Source organism: Streptomyces flavidovirens DSM 40150, from assembly GCF_000429085.1.
Lineage (GTDB): Bacteria > Actinomycetota > Actinomycetes > Streptomycetales > Streptomycetaceae > Streptomyces > Streptomyces flavidovirens.
In genome coordinates, this window is record NZ_AUBE01000024.1 from 1 (window position 1) to 11998 (window position 11998).

Annotated in this window: 9 protein-coding genes; 1 reads left to right on the forward strand and 8 read right to left on the reverse strand. The window is 70.9% G+C overall.

Features of this window, described 5'->3' with window-relative positions; translation table 11 throughout:
* The 4 genes from ispG to G412_RS0125245 all read right to left on the reverse strand — a co-directional run.
* Positions 1-821: flavodoxin-dependent (E)-4-hydroxy-3-methylbut-2-enyl-diphosphate synthase (gene ispG / locus G412_RS0125230; protein ID WP_037649876.1), on the reverse strand; the 821-nt coding region annotated here is incomplete at its 3' end.
* Between the two features lie 108 nt (positions 822-929).
* A complete protein-coding gene (locus G412_RS0125235; RefSeq protein WP_037649862.1) occupies positions 930-2231 on the reverse strand; it encodes a M50 family metallopeptidase in 1302 nt (433 codons plus the stop codon).
* Complete coding sequence (gene dxr, locus G412_RS0125240) at positions 2228-3493, reverse strand: 1-deoxy-D-xylulose-5-phosphate reductoisomerase (protein ID WP_028814511.1); 1266 nt, start codon at positions 3491-3493, stop codon at positions 2228-2230. The genes G412_RS0125235 and dxr overlap by 4 nt, the downstream gene beginning before the upstream one ends.
* Positions 3490-4287 (reverse strand): hypothetical protein, encoded by a 798-nt coding sequence (locus tag G412_RS0125245; protein ID WP_028814512.1) that lies wholly within the window; start codon positions 4285-4287, stop codon positions 3490-3492. Before G412_RS0125245 ends, dxr begins: the two co-directional genes overlap by 4 nt.
* Before the next feature lie 148 nt (positions 4288-4435).
* Here G412_RS0125245 and G412_RS0125250 point away from each other — a divergent pair, with 148 nt between their 5' ends.
* Entirely contained in the window at positions 4436-4942 is a 507-nt protein-coding gene (locus G412_RS0125250) for a DinB family protein (protein WP_028814513.1), read from the forward strand.
* A 22-nt stretch (positions 4943-4964) separates the two neighbouring features.
* Here G412_RS0125250 and aroA read toward each other — a convergent pair whose 3' ends face one another.
* The 4 genes from aroA to G412_RS0125270 all read right to left on the reverse strand — a co-directional run bounded on the left by aroA (position 4965) and on the right by G412_RS0125270 (position 11912).
* Complete coding sequence (gene aroA, locus G412_RS0125255) at positions 4965-6203, reverse strand: 3-phosphoshikimate 1-carboxyvinyltransferase (protein ID WP_028814514.1); 1239 nt, start codon at positions 6201-6203, stop codon at positions 4965-4967.
* A 103-nt stretch (positions 6204-6306) separates the two neighbouring features.
* Positions 6307-8247: an acyl-CoA dehydrogenase family protein gene (locus G412_RS0125260; protein WP_028814515.1), complete on the reverse strand. Its 1941-nt coding sequence runs from the start codon at positions 8245-8247 to the stop codon at positions 6307-6309.
* Between the two features lie 197 nt (positions 8248-8444).
* Positions 8445-9890 carry an aldehyde dehydrogenase family protein gene (locus tag G412_RS0125265; RefSeq protein ID WP_028814516.1) on the reverse strand — a complete coding sequence of 482 codons (1446 nt, stop codon included), beginning with the start codon at positions 9888-9890 and terminating at the stop codon, positions 8445-8447.
* 399 nt (positions 9891-10289) lie between these two features.
* Complete coding sequence (locus G412_RS0125270; RefSeq protein ID WP_028814517.1) at positions 10290-11912, reverse strand: PucR family transcriptional regulator; 1623 nt, start codon at positions 11910-11912, stop codon at positions 10290-10292.
* Positions 11913-11998 lie beyond the last annotated feature (86 nt).

Sequence of the window (11998 nt, forward strand, 5' to 3'; positions counted from 1 at the left end):
CGCCGCTGCTTGAGGTTGAGCGCCTCCAGGATCTGGAGGCCGACCTTGACCTCCTCGACCGGCGGCGCGGACAGCGAGACCCGGATGGTGTCGCCGATCCCCTCGCTCAGCAGCGCACCGAAGGCCACCGCCGACTTGATCGTGCCCTGGAACGCCGGACCCGCCTCCGTCACACCCAGATGCAGCGGATAGTCGCACTGGGCGGCAAGCTGCCGGTACGCGTTGACCATCACGACCGGGTCGTTGTGCTTGACCGAGATCTTGATGTCACCGAAACCGTGCTCCTCGAAGAGAGACGCCTCCCACAACGCCGACTCGACCAGCGCCTCCGAAGTCGCCTTCCCGTACTTCTGCAGCAGCCGCGCGTCCAGCGACCCGGCGTTCACGCCGATGCGGATCGGCGTACGGGTCTCGGAGGCCGCCTTGGCGATCTCCTTCACCTTGTCGTCGAACTGCTTGATGTTGCCCGGATTCACCCGCACCGCCGCGCACCCGGCATCAATCGCCGCGAACACGTACTTCGGCTGGAAGTGAATGTCCGCGATCACCGGAATCTGCGACTTGCGCGCGATGGTCGCCAGCGCGTCCGCGTCATCCTGCGTCGGACACGCCACCCGTACGATCTGGCAGCCCGAAGCCGTCAGCTCCGCGATCTGCTGGAGCGTCGCCCCGACGTCGGACGTCCTCGTCGTCGTCATCGACTGCACCGAGACCGGCGCGTCCCCGCCGACGGCCACCGACCCGACCTGGATCTTGCGGCTGACCCTACGGTCGGCGAGCTTCGTCGGAACGGACGGCATTCCGAGAGAAATTGCAGTCATCTGCTGTGCAACCCCAAGGTGTGGATCAAGGTCCCGAGATCGGCGGGCTCCGGACATCGAGGTTACGTCACCGCGAAAGCCCGGAGCACACCACGTCTGCGAGTCCGCTCAGGAGATTCGTACCGGATTGACCACATCCGCCACCAGCACGAGCGCGGTGAAGCAGATGAAGATCCCCGCGACGATGTACGCGACGGGCATCAGCTTGGCGACGTCGAAGGGGCCCGGGTCGGGCCGCCGGAAGACCTTCGCCACATTGCGCCTCAGCGACTCCCACAGGGCTCCCGCGATGTGCCCGCCGTCGAGCGGCAGGAGCGGCAGCATGTTGAAGAGGAAGAGGGAGAGGTTGAAGCCCGCGACGAGGTACAGCATCATCGCGGCGGTGTTCTCCATGGGCAGCCCGAGCCCGAGGATCTCGCCGCCCACACGGGCCGCGCCGACCACGCCCATCGGGGAGTCGGGCTTGCGCTCCTCGCCGTTGAACGCCGCGTTCCACAGGTCCGGGACCTTGGACGGCAGGGCGATGAGCGAGTCCACACCGGACTCGATCATGACGCCCATCCGGTCCACCGAGTCGGTGAAGGACAGCGGCGTGACGGCCATGCCGGGGCCGAAGCCGAGGTAGCCGGCTTCGACGTACTGACCTTCGATGGGCTGGCCCTGGGCGTCCTTCTTGGCGACCTTGTTGGCGATCAGCGTCGCTTGGAGGGCCTTCTCGCGGCCGTCGCGCTCGACCGTGATCGTGGCAGGGCCGATGGTCTCGCGGATGCGGTCGGAAAGGGTGGTCCAGTCCTCGACGGGCTTGCCGTTGAAGGCGACGATCTTGTCGCCCTTCTCCAGGCCGGCGGCCTTGGCGGGTGACGCGGGGTCGCCCTTGCGGCAGTCGCGGTTCTCGCTCTGCGCGACCACGCAGGGGACGACCTGGTCGACCGTGGTCGTCTGCTGGTTCAGGCCGATCGTCATGAAGACGCCGAGGAAGATCGCCACGGCCAGGATCAGGTTCATGAAGGGACCGGCGAACATCACGATCACGCGCTTCCACGGCTTGCGCGTGTAGAAGAGGCGCGTCTCGTCGCCGGGCCGCATTTCCTCGTACGCCGCCGAGCGGGCGTCCTCGATCATGCCGCGCCACGGGGAGGTCGACCTGGCCTCTATCTTCCCGTCGGCTCCCGGCGGGAACATCCCGATCATGCGGATGTAGCCGCCGAGCGGGATCGCCTTGATGCCGTACTCCGTCTCGCCCTTGTGGCGCGACCAGAGGGTCGGGCCGAAGCCGACCATGTACTGCGGCACGCGGACGCCGAAGAGCTTGGCGGTCGAGAGGTGACCGAGCTCGTGCCAGGCGATGGAGATGAGCAGCCCGGCGAAGAAGATGACTATCCCGAGGACCGTCAACAGGACCGTCGTCATGCGCGAGCCTCCGCTGTTGCCTGTGCAGCTGTCTGTACTGCGATTTCACGGGCCCGGGCTCGTGCCCAGGTCTCGGCTTCCAGGACGTCCGCGACCGTGAGCGAGGTTCCCGTACGAGGGGTGCCGTGCTCGGCCACTACTTCGGCGACCGTATCGACGATTCCCGTGAACGGCAGCCGTCCCGCGAGAAACGCGTCGACGCACTCCTCGTTCGCGGCATTGAACACCGCGGGGGCCGTGCCCGCGAGCGTACCGACGTGACGGGCGAGTCCCACGGAGGGGAACGCGTCGTTGTCGAGCGGGAAGAACTCCCAGGTCGAAGCCTTGGACCAGTCGAAGGCCGGGGCGGCGTCCGGGACACGCTCGGGCCACCCGATGCCGATGGCGATCGGGCCGCGCATGTCGGGCGGCGTTGCCTGGGCGAGCGTCGAGCCGTCGCTGAATTCCACCATCGAGTGAACATACGACTGAGGGTGGACGACCACCTCAATGCGGTCGAAGGGAATGTCGTAGAGGAGGTGCGCCTCGATGACTTCCAGCCCCTTGTTGACCAGGGTGGCCGAATTGACCGTGATCACCGGGCCCATGGCCCAGGTGGGGTGCGCGAGGGCGTCCTCGCGGGTGACATGCGCCAGTTCGGCCTTCGTACGTCCGCGGAAGGGGCCGCCGGACGCGGTGACGACGAGCTTGCGTACGTCGGAGCGGGTGCCGCCGGCCAGCGCCTGGAAGAGCGCGGCGTGCTCGGAGTCGACCGGGATGATCTGGCCGGGCTTGGCGAGCGCCTTCACGAGGGGGCCGCCGACGATCAGCGATTCCTTGTTCGCGAGCGCGAGGGTGCGGCCCGCTTCGAGGGCGGCGAGGGTGGGGGCGAGGCCGATGGATCCTGTGATGCCGTTGAGGACGGTGTGGCACGGGGACGCGGCGGCCTCGGTGGCGGCGTCGGGCCCGGCCAGGATCTCGGGGAGCGGCTCCGTGGTTCCGTACTGCGCCTTCAACGCCTCGCGCAGGGCGGGCACGGCGTCCTCGCGGGCGACCGCGACGGTACGGACCCGCAGCCGCCGCGCCTGCTCGGCGAGCAGTCCGACCCGGCCGCCGGCCGCGGAGAGCGCGGTGACGCGGAAGCGGTCGGGGTTGCGGAGAACCAGGTCGATGGCCTGGGTTCCGATGGACCCGGTGGAGCCGAGGACGACGATGTCCCGGCGGCCTTCGGACGGGTCGAAGGCGATGTGCGGGTCGGCGAGGGGGGCTGGGCTGTCGCTCATGACCCCCATTGTTGCCGCAATGGCTCAAGGGGTGGACAGCGCGTCCCGTCGATCCGGGTCACTTGGGGCCCACCGCCGCCCGGAACTTCTCCCACTGGGCGTCGGTGACCTCCCCGGGCACGCCGCCGAAGTCCTTGGTGTCGGTGATCTCGCCGCGGAAGGAGAGGGTGGCCGAGCCGGAGCGTACGACGGTGAGGTACTCGTTGGAGCTCGATCTTGCCCTTCACGTCCAGAATCGTGAAGTGGTACGCCTTGGCCTCGTCCGCGCCGGCTCCGAACTCGGGCGCCTTGACCGGCTCCACCTTGAGGTACTTCCCCTTCGCGACGGCACGCACCTCGGTGAAGCCGTCGGCGCATTCCTTGCCGGCCTTGTCGAGCGCCTTCATGACGCGGGCGGCGTCGCCGCCTCCGTACGAGCGGAGCTGGACGGCGACGGTGAGGCCGAGCATCTCGTCCGGGACATCCACCTGGCGGTTGACCTCACTCTTCAGGTCGTAGTCGGTCACGTCGGCGGCGAGGCTGACGAGGGGCTGGCAGACGGCCGGCTCGGCGGTGTAGTCGTCGCCGTGCGGCGCGCCGAGGGTGTACTCGGACGCGGTGTACTTGCCGACCGTCTCGCCGTCGGTGAAGGAGGCGGCGGTGAGCTGCGCCTCGGTGAGCGCCTTGGGCCCGGCAGCGCTCGCGGTGGCCCCGCCCTTGCCGCTGGGCTTCTTGTCGTCCTGGCCCCCGCCGTCGCCCTCGCCGCCGCATCCGGCCGCACCCGCGAACAGCAGTCCGCCCACTGCGAGGGCCACCCCGCGCCGCCGCCTGTTGTGCCTTCCCGCCCCGAACATGCGTGACCCCTGGTTCTGTTGACGCGTGGTGCGGGCACGATTGTGGTGCATGGGTGCGGCTCGCGCCACAGGCGCCGCCCCTGGCCGCCCGTACGAGAAGGAGCTTTCCGTGACCACCGACCGCATCAGTCCGTTCGCCCTCGCAGGTGAGCGCGAGACACTGCGCGCCTTTCTGGAGTTCCACCGCGCGACGCTCGCCATGAAGTGCGAGGGGCTGACCGACGAGGACCTGCGCAAGCAGTCGATGCCGCCGTCGACGCTGTCGCTGCTGGGGCTGGTGCGGCACATGGCGGAGGTGGAACGGGCGTGGTTCCGGCGGGTGATCAACGCTGAGGACATACCGCTCGTGTGGTCGGACGAGGGCGATTTCCAGGCGGCGTACGACGCGAGTTCCACCACCCGATCGCAGGCGTTCGACGCCTGGCAGGCGGAAGTCGGGCACGCGCGCCGCATCGAGGCGGACGCGCAGTCGCTGGACGTGACGGGCGTCTGGCCGAGGACGGGCCAGGACGTGTCCCTGCGGGTGGTGATGCTGCACATGATGCATGAGTACGCCCGCCACAACGGTCACGCCGATTTCCTCCGCGAGGCGATCGACGGAACCGTCGGCGTGTGAGGCGCGGCGAGCGCCTGACGGGTCACCAGGCGCGCTGGAGCGCCGCGAAAGCCTCGTGGAAGGCCGGGAAGGTTTTCCGTACACAGCCCGGATCGTCGAAGGTGACGCCCGGTGCGGTGCGCAGTGAGGTGACCGCGAAGGACATCGCCATGCGGTGGTCGCCGTGGGTGGCGATCTCGGTGGGGCGGGGCGTGCCGGGGTGGATTTCGATCCAGTCGGGGCCGGTGGCGACCGTGACACCCATCCGGCGCAGATTCTCCGCGCACGCCTCCAGCCGGTCGCACTCCTTGACGCGGGTGTTGGCCACGTCCTCGATGCGGACCGGTCCGGCGGCGTACGGCGCGATGGCCGCCAGGGTCGGCATGGTGTCGGAGATGTCGCGCATGTTGACGGTGAGGCCGTTCAGGGTGCCGGTGCCCCGGACGGTGGTGCTGTCGGGCGTGACGCGGACCTGCGCGCCCATCCGCTCCAGTACGTCGACGAAGCGCAAGTCCCCCTGGAGCGCGCCCGCGCCGAGGCCGGGGACCGTGACCTCGCGGCCGGGCGAGAGCGCCGCCGCCGCGAAGAAGTAGCTCGCGGTGGAGGCGTCGGGTTCGACGGCGTACGTCGTCGCCTGGTAGCCGCCGGGCGGGACGGTGAAGGTGTCGCCTTCGCGGGTCACTTCGGCGCCGAAGCCGTGCATCATCGCGAGCGTGATCTCGACGTACGGCGCCGAGACGAGGTCGGTGACGGTGATGCGCAAGCCCTCGGCGGTGAGCGGGCCGAGCATCAGGAGCGCGGTCAGGTACTGCGACGACTTCCCCGCGTCCAGGGTCACTTCACCGCCCTTGATGCCGGCGGCGGTGATCCGCAGCGGGTGGTGTCCCTCGGCTTCCTCGTGGCGCAGGTCGACGCCGAGCGCGCGCAGTGCGCCGGTGAGCGGGGCGAGCGGGCGGCGGCGCATCTGCTCGGACGCGTCGAAGCGGTACGTACCGGACGCGCCGGCGGCTGCGAGTGTGGGCAGGAAGCGGGCGGTGGTGGCGCCGTCGCGGCAGTAGACGTCGGCCTCGCTCACGGCCGGGCCCTGCGGGCGCCCCTCGACGCGCCAGGCACCAGGCTCCCGGTCCACCCGGTACCCGAGCCGGCCAAGTCCCTCGGCGAAGCCCTCGGTGTCGTCCGAGCTCAGCGGGCGCAGCAGGGTGGTGGTTCCGGCGGCCGCGGCGGCGAGAAAGAGGGCGCGCGCGGTCACGGACTTGGATCCGGGGATGTCTACGACGGTCACGCGGCCCATCCTGCAGCGTACGCGGCGGCGGACACGGGCCGTTTCGCTCCTTGGACGACCGGGGGCGGCGGTCGGCCGCCGCCCCCGGTCCACACACGTGCGCTCAGCGGATCGGGCGGTGGACGTTCTCCCGCTCGGAGGGGCCGGGCGCGGCCTCCGCGATCCAGGGGCCCTCGCCGCTCGGGTCGATGATGCCCTGCTCCAGCCAGGTGTACGTACCGGACAGGACGCCCCTGACGACCTTGTTGTCGAGATCGTCGGTGTTGGTCCACAGGCGGTTGAAGAGTTCTTCCGTCCGGATGCGGGACTGGCGGCAGAAGACGTCGGCCAGTTGGTACGCCTCGCGGCCGTGGTCCGTTGTCGTACGCAGGAGTTCGGCGCGTACGCACGCCGCGCTGATCGCGAAGAGCTCCGCGCCGATGTCGACGATGCGGCCTAGGAAGCCCTGCTTCGTCTCCATGCGGCCCTGCCAGCGTGACATCGCGTAGAAGGTGGAGCGGGCGAGCTTGCGTGCTGTGCGTTCGGCGTAGCGGAGGTGGACGGAGAGGTCCGGGTGGCCGGCCGGGTGGAACTCGGCGTACGAGCGCGGGAGCTGACCGGGGCCGGTCACCAGCTTCGGGAGCCACTTGGCGTAGAAGCCCGCCGCGTTCGCGCCCGCCTTCGCCTTCGCCGACAGCGGCTTGTCCGGGTCGATGATGTCGCCCGCCACCTTCAGGTGGGCGTCGACGGCCTCCCGCGCGATCAGAAGGTGCATGATCTCGGTCGAGCCCTCGAAGATGCGGTTGATGCGCAGGTCGCGCAGGATCTGCTCGGCGGGGACGGCCCGCTCGCCCCTCGCCGCCAGGGAGTCGGCCGTCTCGAAGCCCCGCCCGCCGCGGATCTGGACCAGCTCGTCGGCCATGAGGCAGGCCATTTCGCTGCCGTACAGCTTGGCGAGGGCGGCCTCGATGCGGATGTCGTTGCGGTCCTCGTCGGCCATCTGCGAGGAGAGGTCGAGGACCGCTTCGAGGGCGAAGGTCGTGGCGGCGATGAAGGAGATCTTCGAGCCGACGGCCTCGTGGTGGGCGACCGGCTTGCCCCACTGCTCGCGCACCGACGACCACTCGCGGGCGATCTTCAGACACCACTTGCCGGCGCCCACGCACATCGCGGGCAGCGACAGGCGGCCGGTGTTGAGCGTGGTGAGGGCGATCTTCAGGCCGGCGCCTTCGGGGCCGATGCGGTTCGCGGCGGGGACCCGTACCTGGTGGAAGCGGGTGACGCCGTTCTCCAGGCCGCGCAGGCCCATGAAGGCGTTGCGGTTCTCGACGGTGATGCCGGGCGAGTCCGCCTCCACCACGAAGGCGGTGATGCCGCCCTTGTGACCCTCGGACTTCGGTACGCGCGCCATCACCACCAGCAGATCGGCGACGACCCCGTTCGTGGTCCAGAGCTTCACACCGTCCATGACGTACGCGTCGCCGTCCGGCACCGCCGTCGTCGCGAGCCGGGCCGGGTCCGAGCCCACGTCGGGCTCGGTGAGGAGGAAGGCGGAGATGTCGGTACGGGCGAGGCGCGGCAGGAAGGTGTCCTTCTGCTCCTGCGTGCCGAAAAGTTTGAGCGGCTGCGGTACGCCGATCGACTGATGCGCCGACAGGAGCGCGCCGATGGCGGGGCTCGCGGAGCCGACGAGCGCCAGGGCCTTGTTGTAGTACACCTGGGTGAGGCCGAGGCCGCCGTACTTGATGTCAATCTTCATGCCGAGCGCGCCGAGCTCCTTGAGCCCGTTGATCACCTCGTCGGGGATCTTCGCGTCGCGCTCGATCCGCGCGCCGTCGATCTTCTCCTCGCAGAACACCCGGAGCTTGTCGAGAAAAGCCTCTCCGCGGGCCGCGTCCTCGGGCGGCGGCATCGGATGCGGGTGGATGAGGTCCATGCGCAGGCGGCCGAGGAAGAGTTCCTTGGCGAAACTGGGCTTGCGCCAGTCCTGTTCGCGCGCCGCCTCCGCGACCTGGCGTGCTTCGCGCTCGGAGACCTTGGGCTGCTGGGTCGGTTGTGCGGACATGAGGAGCTCACCTCGCCGCGAGTCGTGGCCCGGTCGGTCGCATTACCGACCGGTTTTACTGGACCGTATCTACCCGATTCCCGGCATCCTCACCACCCCTGGCGCACCGATCCGCGTGGTTCGGCGTGCGCGGCACAAGGGAACGGCCGGAGCCCCCGCACAGTGGGCTCCGGCCGTGGCTCAGGTGTCGTACGAGGTCAGAGGGCGAGGCCCGTGAGGACCATGACCCGCTCGTACGTGTAGTCGTCCATCGCGAACCGCACACCCTCGCGGCCGACGCCGGACTGCTTGACGCCGCCGTACGGCATCTGGTCCGCGCGGTACGAGGGGACGTCGCCGACGACCACGCCGCCGACCTCGAGCGCGCGGTGGGCGCGGAAGGCCGTCTGGAGGTCGTGCGTGAACACGCCCGCCTGGAGGCCGTACTTGGAGTCGTTGACCGCGGCGAACGCCTCGGCCTCGCCCTCCACCCTGCGCACCGTCAGGACCGGGCCGAAGACCTCCTCGCAGGAGATCGTGGTGTCGGCCGGTACGTCGGCGAGAACGGTCGGGGCGTACGACGCGCCCTCACGCTTTCCGCCGGTGAGCAGGCTCGCGCCCGCCTTGACGGCCTCGTCGACCCACGCCTCGACGCGCTTGGCGGCGTCCTCGTTGACCAGCGGGCCGACGTCGGTGGCGGCGTCGTTCGGGTCGCCGGTGACCTGGGCCTCGACGGCCGCGACGATCTTCGGGACGAGGCGCTCGTACACGGAGGCGTCGGCGATCACGCGCTGCACGGAGATGCAGGACTGGCCGGCCTGGTAGTTGGAGAAGGTCGCGATACGGGTCGCGGCCCAGTCCAGGTCCTCGTCCGAGGCCCAGTCGGCCAGGACGACGGCCGCGCCGTTGCCGCCGAGCTCCAGGGTGCAGTGCTTGCGCGGGACGGAGTCCATGATCGCGTAGCCGACGGTCTCGGAACCGGTGAAGGAGATGACGGGCAGGCGCTCGTCCTGGACGAGGGCCGGCATCTTGTCGTTGGCCACGGGCAGGACGGACCAGGAGCCGGCCGGGAGGTCCGTCTCGGCGAGCAGCTCACCCAGGATCAGGCCGGACAGCGGCGTCGCGGGCGCCGGCTTGAGGATGATCGGGGTGCCGACGGCGATGGCCGGGGCGACCTTGTGCGCGCACAGGTTCAGCGGGAAGTTGAACGGCGCGATGCCGAGGACGGTGCCGCGGGGGAAGCGGCGCGTCAGGGCGAGGCGGCCGGTGCCGCCGGCGTCGGTGTCGAGGCGCTGGGCCTCGCCGCCGTTGAAACGGCGGGCTTCCTCGGCTGCGAACCGGAACACGGAAACGGCGCGGCCGACTTCACCGCGGGCCCACTTGATCGGCTTGCCGTTCTCCGCGGAGATGAGCTGCGCGATCTCTTCGGTGCGCTCGACGAGGCGCTTGCTGACGTGGTCGAGGGCGGCGGCGCGCACGTGCGCGGGGGTGGCCGCGAACTCGGCCTCGACCGCGTACGCGGCGGCGACGGCCTCTTCGACCTGCGCGTCGGTGGGGATGCTCACCGCGGCGACGAGCCGGCCGTCCCAGGGGGACGTGACGTCGAACGCGTCCTCGCCGGTGGCCTGGCGGCCGGCGAGCCAGAAGGCGTGGGTGGAAGTCATATCGTTTCCGGCCCTTCCGAGGGGGTGGGTGCTGATGTCCACCACGGTAGGGGTGCGAAGGCCGCAGGTCGTTTGTCCGAGGTGGAGTGCTGCGGGCCACGGGGACGCCGGTTTGGACGACGACACGGGGTTACGCCTCCGGCTGGGGGGCCGGGACGCGTGGCAGTAGTCCGGCCGGGTGGTGGGGGTGCGGTGCGGGTGCGGGCGGGTGGCGGGGGTGCGGCACGGCTGCGACCGGGAGGCAAACGTGCGGCACCGCCGCGACCGAGAGGCAAACGTGCGGCGCGACCGCCACCGGGAGGCAAACGTGCGGTGCGGGTGCGGGCGGGTGGCAGGGTGCGGGCGGGTGGTCGGGGGCCTGCGGTGCGTTCCCGTCGGTCAGCCCCCGGCCGCGTCTCCTCACGTGGAGCCGGACCCCGTTCCCGACGTCGCCTTCAGTGCCAGCCACAGCTCCATCCGTACATCCGCGTCGTCCAGCGAGCGGCCCAGGATTTCCTCGACGCGCCGCATGCGGTAGCGCAGCGTATGCCGGTGGACGCCCAGGTCCGCCGCCGCCGCGTCCCACTGGCCGTGCCGCGAGAGCCACGCCCGCAGGGACGCGATGAGGTCGCCGCGGCCCTTCGCGTCGTGCTCGTGCAGGGCCCGCAGCGTGCCGTCCGCGAAAGACCGGACCGCGTCGTCCGCCAGGAGCTGCATCACCGAGCCGGCCGCGAGCTCCTCGTGCTCGACGAGCGCACGCCCCCGCCGCCGCGCCACCGAGAGCGCCTGTTCGGCCTGCTTGTACGCCCCGACCGCCGCTATCGGCCCGGCCGGCGCCGACAGGCCGACCACCAGCTCGTCCTCGTCCGCCGGCTCGTGCGGCCTCGCCGAGTCGCCGCGCCGCGCCTCCGTATGGGCGAGGCACGCGCGCACCGCGTCTCCCCCGTCCGCCGCGAGCACCACCAGCCGGTCGCCGTCCGGCACGGCCAGAACCGGCTCCCCGGCCCGTAGCGCCGCCGACTCCATCGCGTCGGCGAGCGCGTGCAAGGGGTCAGACGCCACAGGCGCGCCCTCCGCGGCCGCCGGCTCGGCGATGAGGAGCCGGAAGGGGGCGTCCAGCAGCGCCCCGTACAGGTCGCCGGCGACGGCCCGCGCATGGTCCGGTTCCCCCGCCAGCAGCATCCGCAGCACCGCCGCGCCCAGCCGCTGCTCGGCGGCCTGCAGGGACCGCGACCGCTCCGTCGTCAGCGTCAGGAGCGCGATGGCCGAGTGGACGGCGTACCGCTCGGCCGTCCCCAGCGGGGCCCCGGTCCCGACCGCCAGTACGCCCCGCACGCGTCGCCCCGCGCCCAGCGACTGCAGCTCGACGCGGTCGTCCGCCCCGGCGCCGCCGTCCGCCCCGCCGCCTCCGACGACAGAACTCGCGGGCGCGGGCCGTTCCCGCAGCCGTTCCACGTCGGCCGTGAGCCGGGCGGCGCGGCGCGCGGCCCAGTCGGGTGCGGCGGCGACGACCGCGCCGGAGACGTCGTACAGCGCCGCCCACCCGTTCACGTGGGACGCGAGACGGGCCAGCAGATCCCCCGGCCCGTCACCCGACAGCGCCGCCTTCGTCAGCTCGCGCTGCGCCTCGAAACCGGCGGTCACCGCGCGGTACTGGTCGGCGGCGTTCGCGGCGGACACGGCCTTGCTGATGGCGATGAAGGGCGTACGGCGCGGCACTTCCAGCAGTGGCAACCCCTCCTCCGTCGCCGCGTCGACGAGCGCCTGCGGAATGTCGTCGTAGTGGACGCCGATGGCGAAGCCGAGCCCCACGACACCCGCGCCGGCCAGCCGCCGCACGTACCGCCGCATCACTTCCGGGTCCTCGGCTTCAAGTTTCACGGCGGTGACGAGCAGCAGCTCGCCGCCCTCCAGGTAGGGCACGGGGTCGGGGAGCTCACTGACGTGGGCCCAGCGCACCGGCGTGTCCAGCCGGTCCTCCCCGGCGCGCACGGTGAGCTTGAGCGCCGAATGGTGGACGAGGGAGGCAAGGGTGGGCGGCATGGACGGTTGACCTTAGGACGGAGGATTTTTCGGAAGTTTTTCGCCGTCGCGTATGAACGGCTCATATCGATTCTGCCAGGGCGTAC